The following is a 14,789-nucleotide window of genomic DNA, read 5'->3' as shown; positions in this document are numbered from 1 at the left end:
TCGTAATTTTATAGCATGAAATTCAAAGTAGTATCAGACTTCAAACCCACTGGGGATCAACCAAATGCCATTAAAGAATTGGTAAAAGGTATAAATGATAAGGAAAAGTTTCAGACATTATTGGGTGTAACCGGTTCAGGTAAAACGTTTACAGTAGCCAATGTCATCGAAGAAGTACAAAAACCGACATTATTATTGGCGCACAACAAAACCTTGGCTGCCCAGTTATATTCAGAGTTCAAGCAGTTTTTTCCAGATAATGCGGTAGAGTATTTTGTATCCTACTACGACTACTACCAACCCGAGGCATTTATACCAACAAGTGGTGTGTACATTGAAAAAGATCTTTCGATTAATGAAGATATTGAGAAATTACGTCTAAGTACTACCTCTTCGCTACTTTCAGGAAGGCGAGATGTAATTGTTATTGCATCAGTTTCTTGTTTATATGGTATTGGTAACCCCGTTGAATTTCAGAAAAATGTCATTTCCATAAAAAAAGATCAAGTTATTGCTAGAACCAAGCTAATGCACCTATTAGTGCAATCGCTATATTCTAGAACTATGGCGGATTTTAAAAACGGTAATTTTAGGGTAAAAGGTGACGTTGTAGATGTATTTCCTAGTTATGCTGACCATGCCTATAGAATTCATTTTTTCGGGGATGAAATTGAAGAAATAGAAGCTTTTGACCCGTTCAATAATAATATTATAGAAGTATACGAGACACTTACTATTTACCCAGCAAATATGTTCGTTACCTCTAAAGATGTTTTACAAAATGCCATTCATAGTATACAAGATGATTTGGTTAAACAGATAGATTACTTTAAAGAAATTGGAAAGCCACTAGAAGCAAAAAGATTAGAAGAGCGTACCAATTTCGATTTAGAAATGATACGTGAACTTGGATATTGCTCAGGTATAGAAAACTATTCTAGATATTTAGATGGTCGAAAACCGGGCACCAGACCTTTCTGTTTGTTAGATTACTTTCCTGATGATTATTTAATGGTGATTGATGAAAGTCACGTGACCATACCTCAGGTACATGCCATGTATGGCGGTGACCGTTCTAGAAAAGTAAACTTGGTAGATTATGGTTTTCGATTACCTGCCGCAATGGACAATAGACCATTAAAGTTTGAAGAGTTCGAAGCGTTACAAAATCAAGTTTTATATGTAAGTGCTACGCCCGCAGATTACGAAATGCAATTGAGTCAAGGTGTGTATGTTGAGCAGGTGATTAGACCAACCGGACTTCTAGATCCCATAATTGAGGTAAGACCAAGCTTAAACCAAATTGATGATTTAGTAGAAGAAATTCAAATTCGTGTTGAGAAAGATGAGCGGACTTTAGTTACAACTTTGACAAAAAGGATGGCAGAAGAGTTAGCTAAATATATGGACAGAATCAATATTAGATGTAGATATATTCATAGTGATGTTGACACTTTAGAGCGTGTAGAAATCATGCAAGATTTACGAAAGGGAATTTTTGATGTGCTTATAGGAGTCAATTTATTACGAGAAGGATTAGATTTACCAGAGGTTTCTTTAGTGGTAATTTTAGATGCCGATAAAGAAGGTTTTTTACGTAGTAATAGATCATTAACACAGACCGTTGGTAGAGCTGCAAGAAACCTAAATGGACTTGCAATTATGTACGCAGATAAGATAACTGCAAGCATGCAAAAAACGATTGACGAAACAAATTACAGAAGGCAAAAACAGATACAATATAATACGGATAATAACGTAACGCCAACTGCCTTGAACAAAAGTTTGGACAGTGTGCTTTCTAAAAATTCCGTCTCCACATATCACTTCATAAAAGAGGAGTTGAGAGCTGCCGAACCAGACATGGATTACCTTACAAAAGAACAAATAGAAAAGCTCATAAAAGACAAAAGAAAAGCGATGGAAAAAGCTGCAAAAGAATTAGATTTTATGCAAGCAGCGAAATTACGAGACGAAATAAAGTCATTACAAGAGCAAGAATAGGTAACGTTTAGGCAGAATTAACCAAAATAGAAGTTGTATATATTTAAACTTTACTTAACATTACATAAAAAACTGGTTACTAATTATTTAATTAAAATTTTTAGACAAGACTAAATCTTATAATTTCTATACAAAATGAAAAATTTGTTGAATTTATTGCTTATTGCAATATGTATAAGCAGTAGCTTAAATAGCTTTTCACAGAAGTTAAAAAGCGAAGACATTAAATTAATGGTCGATGAAAATTTCATGACCGCTTCTACGAATTTACATCATTTTTTAAGATTACCAAATGACGGTAATTTTCCCGAACAAATTGAAAATAATAAAGCATGGTGCGATAGTGTTTTTAAGAGTTTAAAATTCAAAACACAGACCATAATTACCGAAGGTGCACCCCTACTCTTTGCCGAGAAAATTTTTCATAAAAACAGAAAAAGTATTTTATTTTATTTACAAATTGACGGGCAACCTGTCGACCGTTCTGAGTGGTCTCAAAACAATCCTTTTGAACCAGTTTTCAAGACCTTAAAAAATGGATTATGGACAACGGAAGAATTTAATTCTAATCAAAAAAATATACCGGATGATATTAGAATTTTTGCAAGATCCGCATCTGATTCTAAGGGTCCGGCGATGTCATTAATTTCAGCGCTGAATATTTTAGAAGAACAACGTATCACTCCAGAATACAACATAAAAGTAATCATGGATTTTCAAGAAGAACTTGGCTCACCAGATTTACCAAAAGCTGTTCTTAAAAACAAAAGCCTCTTACAATCGGAAATGCTTTTGATAATGGACGGTACTAGACATCTTTCTAATTTACCAACTTTGACATATGGCGCTAGAGGTATTACTACAGCAACAATTACAGTTTTTGGTTCGACCGATGCATTGCATAGCGGTCAGTATGGAAATTATGCACCAAACCCAGTTTTTAAGGCAGCACAATTAATAAGTAGTTTTAAAGATGAAAAAGGCATAGTTCAAATTCCTGGGTTTTATGATGGTGTTCATTTATCTGAACGCGATAAAGAACTACTTAATTCTGTACCAGAAAATATGGACAGTCTAAATTTGAGACTAGGCATTGCCAACTCTGAAGAAGTTGCAGACACGTATCAAGAAGCGTTACAGTTTCCTTCTTTAAATATTAGAGGCTTAAAAGCAGGATGGACAGGTAAGGAAGTCCGCACATTAATACCTGAAGAAGTAATCATTGAAATAGATATGCGATTAGTACCTGAAACGCCCGGGGATAGACAAATAGAATTACTACGGGCACATATAAAAGAAGAGGGGTTTTACATCGTGGACTCTATACCAACCAAAGAAGAAAGAGCAACTTACCCTAAACTCGTGTCTCTCGATTACAGAATTGGCTCAAAACCATTTAGAACAGAAATGGATAGTTCAATCGGTAAGTTTTTAAATTCGGCTTTAACTAAAGTGTTTGGTAATACAATAATAAATATGAGAACTACCGGTGGATCCCAACCCATGGCTCCATTTTTAGAAGCATTGAATATACCCGCAGTATCTATTCGAATTCCTAACCCAGATAATAACATACATGCCCCTAATGAAAATCTAAGAATGGGGAATTATAAGGAGGGTATAATTTCATGCATTGCGGTATTGACCGAAAAACTACCATAAAAAAAGTGCTTTGATTTCTCAAAGCACTTAACTAAACAACTCAAACCAACCTAAAAAAACTTACTAACCAAAACTTACTTTAACTCAATCAATCTTTTTGGCTTTGGCAAAGCCTCTTCTTTTTTCGGAATATTAAATTTTAAAATTCCGCCTTCATACGTTGCTTCTATTTTATCTGTTGCAACTGTATCAGGTAATGTAAATGCTCTTTTAAAAGATGAAATACTGAACTCTTTTCGAGTAAAGTTTTCTTTCACCTCTTCACTCTCCTGTTTAATTTCTGCTGAAATGGATAATACCGTATCGTCAATTTCAATCTTAAAATCATCCTTCACCCTACCCGGCACAAAAAGCTCTAATTCAAAATTTGAATCGCTTTCTTTAATATTCACAGCCGGTACTGCAGCACGTGCATTTTCTGTTCCACCAAACCAATCTGGTTTAAAAATTTCATTCATAAAAGCCGGGAACAATACTTCATTTTTCTTTGTTAAACTCATAATCTTATTTTTTAAATAAATTAATTTTATAGTCGATATGAATAGAACAAATCATGTACCACTCAAATAAATACGCCATAATGACATATTTACTACTTATAATAATGTCATTTTGTCACTTTTAATCTATACGAGCCTGTAATTTTAGCATATCAGCCGTTTTTCCATAACCACAATCACTAGATTTATGGATAGAATTTTTAAAATGGACAGATTAACCAACTTTATAGACCACATTCAATCTAGAATTGCTTTTTTTCCCACAGTAATCTCCTTAGGCGGATTGCTAACGGCTTTTTTAATGATTTATCTGGAACAAAAAGACATTTCCGCACATATCATGGAAATTACTCCAGCTTTGGTTATTGATGACACAGATACGGCTAAGACAATTCTAAGCACTCTTATAGGTGGTTTAATTTCATTGACCGTATTTAGTTTTTCAATGGTAATGGTATTACTAAATCAAGCATCAAGTAATTTTTCACCAAGAGTGTTACCTGGTATTGTATCAGACCAAAAACATCAAATTGTATTAGGTCTCTATATCGGCACAATTCTATATAATATTTTCATATTTATCTCCATAGAACCTACCAAAAACAACTATCAAACACCAGGTTTCTCGGTACTGGCAGGAATTATTTTAGTAGTAGGCTGTTTAGCAGCATTTATCTATTTTATTCATCATATCTCTCAAGCGATACAAGTAGGCAATATTTTGACCGCAATTCATTCTAGAACAAAATCTGAAATAAGATCAATTGTAAAAGACGAAGAAAAAAAATCCTTAGAATTTCCTAATCAAGAACATTGGGAAGCATATGAAATTACCGAAACCGGATATTTCTACGGAATTTTAAACGATAATTTACTCGAGATATGTAAAGAGAACTCGATGAAAATAAAAATTCAATTACATAAGGGACAATTTATTTTAGATGGCACTATTGGATTTAAAACTGAAAAACCTTTAGATAATGATTTAAAAGAAAAAATAATAAGCAACTTACTTTTTAGTCACGAAGAGCTCATTGGAGAAAATTACATCTATGGTTTTAGACAAATTTCAGAAATTGGGGTGAAAGCTATGTCTCCGGGAATAAACGACCCTGGAACAGCTTTAAACACTATTGACTACCTAACTTCGCTTTTTATGGATTTAATGCATAAGGCGGACTTTGAATACCTTGCCAATGATGACGGAAATGGAGAAAATTGGGTACTTATTAGAAGTTCTAAATTTTCAGAATTGCTATTCAATGTAATGGCAACATACAGACTTTATTGCAAGCATGATATTACGGTTATGAGAAAACTTATGCACATGCTAAAGACACTTACAAACCACGTAATAAATTCTAATCAACTTGAAATAATAGAAGCGGAAATCAATGAATTAAAAACAGATGCTGATAACAACATCGAAAATAAAAGAGATCGTAGTATATTAAATTCTGATTTTATCTCTTGGTCTTAATTGTAGTGTGATTTAAAAATTGAGATTAATACCTCTGGAGGCACAACTTTATTAGGGTATTTATGCATTATAGCAAGTACCTGTTGTATTGCACCTGGTGGCAAACCCATCTTTAATCCGATATCGTAAATTCTTTTGACCTCAATTATATCTTGTTTATCATCTACGTTCATTAATAACACCAATCTGTGAAATTGCAAAAGTCGTTCTGATTGAGATTTGGGTATTACATGCTCAACATTAGCAGTAAATAGACTATCAAAGGTTTTTTTGCTTACTTCTAATTGCTGGGCAACCGAAAATAGAAAGTCATATTCTGATTCTTTTACCTCGTTATTGACTTTGGCAAAAGAAATCATTTCTGATAAAATACTCAATTTTTCTTTAGTAGTAGGCATATTCTTACGTAACAAATTGATATTCAGCTGCTACATATTTTTAACGTAAAAGTCAGCTGTTTTATTTCATATAAGTCAATTTAACTATAGTAAAAAGTTACACCCGTTAAAAAAATCAATATAAATGTTAACTATTAGTATAAGTTTAGTTTTTACTATGGTGTCACGTAGAATTAGTCTGCTAAAATTTTTACCTCATAAACTATACTAGTAAGATGCATATATTCTGCATCGAAATTGGAATTTAATAACTTAGATTCAGATAAAACCAACCTATTAACAAGGTATATCAACCAACAGGTCATATTTTTATAATAACTTGCAGTCCTTAAATTTGTGGTATGACAAATAATGATATATTTAAAAAACTAAGAGTAGCCTTAAAATTCCGTGATGACCAAATCGTTGATATTTTACAGCTTGTAGATTTTAAAATTTCTAAAAGTGAATTAGGTGCATTCTTTAGAAATGAAGACCACCCTAACTATATGGAATGTGGTGATCAAGTGTTGCGTAACTTTTTAAATGGATTGGTTCTTCATCTGCGTGGCACAAAAGATGCCCCTAAAATACCAGGAGAAGTTCTATTAGCTATGTCTACCAGCACCAAAAGACCTACTCAACAAAACAATGAAAGAAAAGATTTTAAAACAAAACAGATGAATAAGGTAGATAATGCCGTTAGCTCTGTGAAGTATAAAAACAAGAAAAAATCTTAATACACTTCTGTGTATTAAGATTTTAATGGCATAATTCAATAATTAAGCCTCTATTCGTACAGGAATGGTATACACTTTACCTTCCTCTACGTTTGTCAAATTAACTTTTTGATAGTTTAATTTGGCTTTGACAAAACTTTCCATTTTATCAAATTCAGAATTCACAGATAACACTACGATTTCCCCATCTGCATTCAAAGTAAATCGAACCTGGGCTGTTAAATCATCATGTTCTTCAGAGAAATTATTCTCCGTTAACATTTGTGAAATCTGTGTTGAAAGATTTTTAGAAGGGTTTTCACCTTTAACATCGTTCGCTAATACATTACCTGTTGCAAGTAGCATTGCAGCTACGACTACTAAACTTAATTTTCTCATGACTTTTTGTTTTTACTCCAGTTTTTCTGAAGTATGATTAATAATTGATTGATGATGAATTACTAAAAAGACGATTGTAAAATAAGAATGTTACAATTTAATCTCATTTTAACATCTCTTTAATACTAATTCCTCAATTATACATCCCAAATTTAGAAATAGAAGTCATGCGAAAAACATGATTACAGAGTCTTAACCATTATTTCATTTCGGTAACATAAAATATAGATTTGCTCCTTTTATAATTACGATTGCTTAAAACAAAAAACACAATAAATACCTAATAACCTGATATTTCAATATTAATTCACAAAAAAAAGAACGCTAAATAAGCGTTCTTTAAAAATGGTAAGTAGTAATTCTACTAGTCTGCTATTTCTATTGGAATAACGTAAACTAAATCTGTATTGCCTGGTTCAAGATTTTTAAAATCGATACCGTTCTTCAAAAATTCTTTTAATTGACTATTGGTAGATTTAATTGATAATAACCTGTACATGCCATCTTCTGCAAAGGCAATTTTAATTTTGGCTTTAGCACCTCTTATTTGATCAGGTATATCCTCATCGGCTAACATGTCATGAATTTGAGCAGTTATCCACTTTGTTCCTTTATCATCTTTAGACTCGGTATCATGAGCCGTAACAGTTCCAATCCCAAATGCTAACATTGCGATTAAAATAATTTTGACTTTTTTCATACTATATATTTTAAAGGTCCGAAATTACACGCCCATATTACGTATACCACAAAATAACGGATTTAAAATATTAATATGATAATTTTAACATCTATTTAATATTATATTGACAAAATATGCAGATTTTCATACTATAAACTACATTTTCAATAATACCAAAATGTGAAAGGGTAAAAAAAAAGACCATTCTATATGAATGGTCTTTATATACTATCAAAAGCAAACTTGTTTAAGCCAATACAGCTTTTACTTTATCTGCAGCCTCTTGGAACTGTACAGCAGATTGTACTGCTAGTCCTGAGTTATCTATAATCTCTTTTGCTAATTCAGCATTAGTACCTTGTAATCTTACAATAATCGGCACTTTCATTGAATCGCCCATATTCTTGTATGCGTCAACAACACCCTGTGCAACACGATCACAACGAACGATACCACCGAATATGTTAATTAGAATTGCCTTAACGTTAGGATCCTTTAATATAATTCTAAACGCCTCTTCAACTCTTTTAGCATCTGCAGTACCACCAACATCTAAGAAGTTAGCTGGCTCACCACCTGCCATTTTAATCAAATCCATAGTTGCCATTGCAAGACCTGCACCATTAACCATACACCCAACGTTACCATCAAGATCAACATAGTTAAGACCAACTTCTCTTGCTTCTACTTCAATAGCATTCTCTTCTCTAAGATCACGCATATCAGCATATTGCTTTCTACGGTATAGTGCATTGTCATCAATAGAAACCTTTGCATCAACAGCCATGATCAAATCATCAGATGTTTTTAATACAGGGTTAATTTCGAACATATTAGAATCACTTTCTACATATGCTTTATATAATGATGCAACGAATTTTGTCATCTCTTTGAACGCAGTACCAGAAAGACCTAAGTTAAAAGCAATTTTCCGTGCTTGAAAACCTAACAATCCTGTAGCTGGGTCAATTTCTTCTGTAAAGATTAAATGCGGAGTACTTTCAGCAACCTCTTCAATGTCCATACCACCTTCTGTAGAATACATAATCATATTCTTACCAGTAGCTCTGTTTAACACAACAGACATATAGAATTCACTAGTTTCGCTTTCGCCTGGGTAGTAAACATCTTCGGCAACCAATACTTGGTGTACTTTTTTACCTTCCGCAGAAGTTTGCGGTGTAATTAAGTTCATACCAATAATCTGGTTTGCTATCTCTTCTACTTCTTTAAGGTTTTTGGCTAATTTTACACCACCACCTTTACCACGACCACCTGCGTGTACTTGCGCTTTAATAACGTGCCATCCAGTTCCGGTTTCAGCAGTTAATTGCTTTGCAGCCTCAACAGCCTCTTTTGCATTTTGGGCAACTATTCCTCTTTGGATGCGCACCCCAAAACTTGCTAATATCTCTTTTCCTTGATATTCGTGAAGGTTCATATATATGGTGAATTTAATTGTTAAGCAAAAATAGGAAACAGGAAGTAATAATCTAAAAATACTGGTGATTAATTAGAATAACTAGTAGAATTAACCTGATAAAAACACAAATTCCTTATTATGTGATTGAATTTTGTAGCTAAAAAACGACCTAAATCTCTAAATCTTTAAAATCTAACGGATCAAAATTTTTGAAATGTCCGTTAAGTTCAATTGTTTTCTTGGTTCTATTTACCTCTGACAATACAGTTATTGTAGAAGTTAGATGCAGACTTATAAAGTTAAGTCGATCATTTTCTGTAGGTATCTGTAATAGTTGATACTCTTGCTCAAAAGACAATCCTATTTTGTGAGCTAGCGTAAAACTATTGAATTCTTTTACATTGAGTTTGGTATATGGCACATCCATGATAGCATATAATTGTTCTATACCATTAATAATAGTTTGTTTTTTTTCATCGGATGCTTCATAATCATACTCCAACAACTTTACAATACCACCAGCATAAAGCTTATTATCCATAATATTATCAAAAGCGAGTAATTTAAAGACTTGCCTAGCTACGCAGACCACATCCATTTCTCCGGTTTCATACGTTGTTACCACTTCTACCAATTGTACCTCAACACCATATTCCATCTTATTATTTATGAAAACAGGTATACCAAAAGTGATGGCTTCTTCTCTACAATCTTGAATTAATTGTTTGTAGCGATCTTCAAAAACATGAAGTGGAACCGTCTCCCCCGGAAAGAATATGGACTGTAATGGAAATAAAGGTAATTTCATTTGCTAAATGTACAAAGGAGTTTATTTAGCGCCAAAATAAATAGAATTCTCAAGTGTTACAAATATCACAATTTGTTATTTTTAGCGATTTTATGTTATTATTTTTGTTCTTAATAAATTAGAAAAGTAAATTCGCTTAAAATTAGATAGTATGAGAAATGAGGATTTATTGCAAATCGCAAAAACCTATGGTGATCCGGTGTACGTTTATGACTCGGAAAAAATAGTTTCACAGTTCAATAGATTAACCAAAGCTTTTGGTTCTGTAAAAAAATTGAAACTTAACTATGCAGCCAAGGCACTTTCTAATATTACTATTTTAAGATTGATGAATAGTCTTGGTAGCGGTCTTGATACCGTTTCTATACAAGAAGTTCAACTAGGTTTATTAGCAGGTTTTAAACCAGAATCAATCATTTTCACCCCTAACGGAGTTTCTTTAGAAGAAATTGAACAAGCTGCCAAATTGGGAGTACGCATTAACATAGACAACCTTTCTATATTAGAACAATTCGGTAGTAAGCATCCAAATATTCCGGTATGTATTCGTATTAATCCTCATGTAATGGCAGGTGGAAATTCTAATATATCTGTTGGTCATATAGATTCTAAATTCGGAATCAGTATTCATCAAATTCCGCATTTACTTCGTATTGTAGAATTGACTAAAATGAATATCAACGGTATACATATGCATACCGGTAGTGATATTTTAGATATCGACGTATTCTTATATGCTTCTGAAATTCTTTTTGATACTGCTCGAAATTTTAAAAATCTAGATTTTATCGATTTTGGTAGCGGCTTCAAAGTACCTTATAAAGAAGGTGATATTGAAACTAATGTTGAAGAACTAGGTAAAAAACTAAGTACTCGTTTTAATGAGTTCTGTAAAGAATATGGTAAAGATTTGACATTGGCTTTTGAGCCTGGTAAGTTTTTAGTGAGTGAAGCAGGTGTTTTTCTTGCAAAAGTAAATGTGGTTAAACAAACTACATCAACAGTATTTGCAAGCGTAGATTCTGGTTTCAATCACTTAATTAGACCAATGCTTTATGGCGCTACTCATACAATAAACAACATTTCTAACCCAACTGGTAGAGAGCGTTATTACTCTGTAGTAGGGTATATCTGTGAGACCGATACTTTTGCCAGCAATAAAAGAATAAACGAGATTACCGAAGGTGATATTCTTTGCTTTAAAAATGCAGGCGCGTATTGCTTTACTATGGCAAGTAACTACAACTCAAGATTTAGACCACCAGAAGTTCTTTGGCATAAAGGGAAAGCAATTCTTATACGCGAAAGAGAAACTTTTGAAGATTTAATTCGTAACCAAGTAGATGTAAAAGATTTGTTCGCTGTTAAAGAAACGGCAAAAGTGAAATAAAGCGTTTAAAAATACGTTAGTTTTGGTATAATAGTTGGACTAAACACTCAAATAAAACTCATGAAGACGTATTCTTTATCTTATTCCAAATCATTTTTATTTTTAGCCGTACTTTTTGTTTCGGCTGCTAGTTATGCACAAGAGGTAAATTGGATTTCTTGGGAAGAGGCTGCTGAATTAACGGCAACCGATACAAACCCAAAGAAAGTCTTTATTGATGTGTACACCGATTGGTGTGGATGGTGCAAGAAAATGGATAAGGACACTTTTCAAAATCCAGAAGTAGCTGCTTATATGGCAGAGAACTACTATATGGTGAAGTTTGATGGCGAAGGTAAAGACCCAATCGAATATAAAGGAAAGACTTACAAATTTGTTCCTTCTGGCAGAAAGGGTTATCATGAATTTGCAGCCGCTTTAATGCAAGGCCGTTTAAGCTACCCAACTACTATTTTCTTAGACGAAGAATTAAACATGCTTTCTCCAATACCTGGTTATCAGAAGCCAGAGCCATTCTTAGAAATTGCCCGCTATTTTGGTAGTGACATTTACAAAGAAAAAGACTGGAAAGCTTATACTGGTGAAGCTGGTAAATAAGAATTTACACTTACCTTCTATAGTCATTACAAATATGCAATGGCTCATTTATAAATTTACTTTTCTTTAGAGTTATACGTTGTTGAAAAATTGGAAAGCAATTTCCATTAAAGTACTTTCACAACAACGTATAACTCTAACTTATGAAGAACCTATTTTACGCTAGTTTTTTAGTCATATTTTTAATATCGTGTGCTAACGAAAATGACAATTCTAAACAAGTTGAATCTGGAGTGTCAGAAGCTATGGCAACCCAAAGAGCTTCTCTAATCTCAAATGTACATTATAACTTAAGTTTTGATATTCCCAAAGAACAAGAAGCCCCTATAGCATCTAAGCTATTATTAGAATTCAACTTAACCCAACTTCAAGAACCAGTCTACTTAGATTTTAAAGAGGAAACTTCAAAAATAAAATCGGTATCCATTAACGAAACTGATGTAGCTATTCTTCATAAAAATGAACATATAGTTCTACATGAAGACTACTTGGTTAAAGGAAATAACACCATTATAATTGAGTTTGATGCTGGTGAGCTTTCTCTTAATAGAAATGAAGATTACTTGTATACTTTATTAGTACCTGATCGTGCAAGAACACTATTCCCTTGTTTTGATCAACCTAATATAAAAGGTATTTATACGCTGAATATTACAGCACCAAATGATTGGAAAGTTTTATGCGGTTCCAAAGAAGTAAAGCAAACTCAGAAAGGGGAATACACACAGCATATTTTTAGTGCTTCTAACCAAATGAGTACCTATCTATTTTCATTTGTAGCCGGTAAATTTGAATCAGTAACTCAAAAACCAGCGAATATGGATATGACCATGTTATACCGAGAAACAGATACCACTAAAATTAAGTATAGCTTAGATTCCATTTTTATTCTACATCAGCAATCCTTATCATTTTTAGAGAAGTATACCGCATATCCTTTTCCTTTTCAAAAAATGGATTTCGCTGCAATACCCGGATTTCAATACGGCGGAATGGAGCATGTCGGCGCAATTCAGTACCGAGAGAGTTCGTTGTTTTTAGATGAAAGTGCTACAGCGAACAGAAAATTAAGTCGTGCAAAACTAATTGCCCACGAAACATCACATATGTGGTTCGGCGATTTAGTAACTATGAATTGGTTTAATGATGTTTGGATGAAAGAGGTATTTGCCAATTTCATGGCAGATAAAATTATGAATCCTGCCTTTCCAGATATAGACCATCAATTGGCTTTTATGATTACCCACTACCCTAATGCTTACGGAGAGGATAGAACATTGGGTACGAACCCTATTCGGCAAGATTTAGAAAACCTCAACAACGCAGGTTCACTTTACGGTAGTATTATTTACAATAAAGCCCCAATAATGATGCGTCAATTAGAAACCGTTTTAGGTAAAGAGGCATTTCAAACAGGTATTCAAGAATACATTAAAGCCTTTGCATTCAAAAATGCTGTTTGGGGTGAGCTAATTGATATTCTTGATAAAAAATCTACTACAGATATGGTTGGTTGGAGCGATGTTTGGATCAATAATTCTAGTAGACCCATTTTTAGTGATGCTACCGAATATGATAGTGACGACAACATCACATCTTTTAAACTATCTCAAAAAGCAGAAGACAAATCAAATCATTCGTGGCCTCAGACATTTGAAGTACTGTTTCTTTATCCTGATAAAACAAAAACGTTAACCATCAATATGATTGATAGCGAATTGGTTTTAGAGGGGGCTATTGGTTTACCTAGACCAACTTCAATACTTTATAATTCAAATGCTGAAGGTTACGGAGTATTTCCTATTCAAGAAAAAGATCTAAATATCATACCGACGATAGAGGATCAAGTGGCTCGTGGTTACGCCTATATTAATGTGTATGAGAATATGCTCAACGGAAGCATTGCTCCCGCTGCTGTCATAAAACTATACTCAAAAGGGTTAATTAATGAAAAGAATGAATTATTAATTAATCTCAACTCTAGATACACTACTTCTGTATTTTGGAAATATCTAACCGCAGAACAACGCCTATTTTATCAGAAAGAAATTAGCGAGCAAGTATGGTCTAAATTACAAGAAGAATTACCTGCTAGTATTAAAAAGACGCTATACTCCGCCTACACATCAATTGGATACACTGGTATTTCGTTAGACCATTTATACAAAATTTGGAACAAAGAATTAGTGATTAACAATCTAAAACTCAACGATGACAACTTTACTGAATTGGCGATGGATTTAGCCTTGTACGGACATGCTGAAAGTGAGAGCATCCTTAAAACAGCTGAACAAGCAATAAGCAATAATGACAAATTAAATCGCTTTACCTTTTTACTACCCTCTTTATCAAAAGATCAGCAGACTAGAAATGACTTTTTTGAATCACTTCAACAAGAAGAAAACCGTGCTAAAGAATCATGGGTGGCTAATGCAATGAATAATTTAAATCACCCTTTACATCAAAAAGAATCTATTACCTATCTAAGAGCAAGTTTAGACTTAGTTAATCAAATACAAAAAACAGGTGATATTTTTTTTCCAAAAAGATGGTTAAGTAGTACTATAGGCAACTACACTTCACCGGAAGCTTATGAAATTTTACAGCGTTTTCTTGAAGAAAATCCTGATTTAAATTCTTCACTAAAATCAAAAGTATTACAAGCTTCAGATAATTTGAGAAGGGTTCAACTTCTGCAGAAACAGATTGATACCTCATTAGATTAATATTAAGACATAAAAAAAGAGG

At 33.2% G+C, this 14,789-nt stretch carries 13 protein-coding genes; 7 read left to right on the top strand and 6 right to left on the bottom strand.

The features are described 5' to 3' along the window. Positions 1 to 15: 15 nt before the first annotated feature. Together uvrB and Q4500_RS02190 are read left to right on the top strand one after the other, a co-directional pair. Positions 16 to 2,004 carry an excinuclease ABC subunit UvrB gene (gene uvrB / locus Q4500_RS02195; protein ID WP_303598116.1) on the top strand — a complete coding sequence of 663 codons (1,989 nt, stop codon included), beginning with the start codon at positions 16 to 18 and terminating at the stop codon, positions 2,002 to 2,004. 231 nt (positions 2,005 to 2,235) lie between these two features. Continuing rightward, the gene (locus Q4500_RS02190) at positions 2,236 to 3,666 is read left to right on the top strand and encodes a M20/M25/M40 family metallo-hydrolase (protein WP_303598115.1); all 1,431 of its coding nucleotides are present in this window, start codon (positions 2,236 to 2,238) and stop codon (positions 3,664 to 3,666) included. A 74-nt stretch (positions 3,667 to 3,740) separates the two neighbouring features. Here Q4500_RS02190 and Q4500_RS02185 read toward each other — a convergent pair whose 3' ends face one another. After that, complete coding sequence (locus Q4500_RS02185) at positions 3,741 to 4,166, bottom strand: Hsp20/alpha crystallin family protein (protein WP_303598114.1); 426 nt, start codon at positions 4,164 to 4,166, stop codon at positions 3,741 to 3,743. Between the two features lie 187 nt (positions 4,167 to 4,353). On the opposite strand from Q4500_RS02185, the gene Q4500_RS02180 reads away from it, so the two are divergent. Beyond that, complete coding sequence (locus tag Q4500_RS02180) at positions 4,354 to 5,646, top strand: DUF2254 domain-containing protein (RefSeq protein WP_303598113.1); 1,293 nt, start codon at positions 4,354 to 4,356, stop codon at positions 5,644 to 5,646. Here Q4500_RS02180 and Q4500_RS02175 read toward each other — a convergent pair. Continuing rightward, positions 5,643 to 6,044: a TerB family tellurite resistance protein gene (locus tag Q4500_RS02175; protein ID WP_303598112.1), complete on the bottom strand. Its 402-nt coding sequence runs from the start codon at positions 6,042 to 6,044 to the stop codon at positions 5,643 to 5,645. The two genes, Q4500_RS02180 and Q4500_RS02175, sit on opposite strands and share 4 nt — an antisense overlap. A gap of 341 nt (positions 6,045 to 6,385) precedes the next feature. Between Q4500_RS02175 and Q4500_RS02170 the strand changes: the two genes are divergently transcribed. Next, the gene (locus Q4500_RS02170; RefSeq protein WP_303598111.1) at positions 6,386 to 6,763 is read left to right on the top strand and encodes a DUF1456 family protein; all 378 of its coding nucleotides are present in this window, start codon (positions 6,386 to 6,388) and stop codon (positions 6,761 to 6,763) included. A gap of 42 nt (positions 6,764 to 6,805) precedes the next feature. On the opposite strand, the gene Q4500_RS02165 is transcribed toward Q4500_RS02170, so the two are convergent. From Q4500_RS02165 to Q4500_RS02150, 4 genes are all read right to left on the bottom strand, one after another. After that, entirely contained in the window at positions 6,806 to 7,141 is a 336-nt protein-coding gene (locus tag Q4500_RS02165) for a hypothetical protein (protein ID WP_303598110.1), read from the bottom strand. Between the two features lie 364 nt (positions 7,142 to 7,505). Then, positions 7,506 to 7,841, bottom strand: coding sequence for a hypothetical protein (locus Q4500_RS02160; protein ID WP_303598109.1), 336 nt, complete (start codon positions 7,839 to 7,841; stop codon positions 7,506 to 7,508). Between the two features lie 229 nt (positions 7,842 to 8,070). Next, positions 8,071 to 9,264: an ADP-forming succinate--CoA ligase subunit beta gene (sucC, locus tag Q4500_RS02155; RefSeq protein WP_133686854.1), complete on the bottom strand. Its 1,194-nt coding sequence runs from the start codon at positions 9,262 to 9,264 to the stop codon at positions 8,071 to 8,073. 151 nt (positions 9,265 to 9,415) lie between these two features. Next, positions 9,416 to 10,054 carry an LON peptidase substrate-binding domain-containing protein gene (locus Q4500_RS02150; protein ID WP_303598108.1) on the bottom strand — a complete coding sequence of 213 codons (639 nt, stop codon included), beginning with the start codon at positions 10,052 to 10,054 and terminating at the stop codon, positions 9,416 to 9,418. Between the two features lie 151 nt (positions 10,055 to 10,205). Between Q4500_RS02150 and lysA the strand changes: the two genes are divergently transcribed. The 3 genes from lysA to Q4500_RS02135 all read left to right on the top strand — a co-directional run bounded on the left by lysA (position 10,206) and on the right by Q4500_RS02135 (position 14,767). Next, a complete protein-coding gene (gene lysA, locus Q4500_RS02145; protein ID WP_303598107.1) occupies positions 10,206 to 11,444 on the top strand; it encodes a diaminopimelate decarboxylase in 1,239 nt (412 codons plus the stop codon). 60 nt (positions 11,445 to 11,504) lie between these two features. Further along, positions 11,505 to 12,041, top strand: a complete 537-nt coding sequence (locus Q4500_RS02140) for a DUF255 domain-containing protein (RefSeq protein ID WP_303598106.1) — start codon at positions 11,505 to 11,507, stop codon at positions 12,039 to 12,041. A gap of 143 nt (positions 12,042 to 12,184) precedes the next feature. Further along, positions 12,185 to 14,767 carry a M1 family aminopeptidase gene (locus Q4500_RS02135; protein ID WP_303598105.1) on the top strand — a complete coding sequence of 861 codons (2,583 nt, stop codon included), beginning with the start codon at positions 12,185 to 12,187 and terminating at the stop codon, positions 14,765 to 14,767. Positions 14,768 to 14,789: the final 22 nt, after the last annotated feature.

The sequence above is a fragment of the Maribacter sp. 1_MG-2023 genome (assembly GCF_030547005.1).
Classification (GTDB): Bacteria; Bacteroidota; Bacteroidia; order Flavobacteriales; family Flavobacteriaceae; genus Maribacter.
This window is presented reverse-complemented; position numbering and strand designations above follow the sequence as displayed.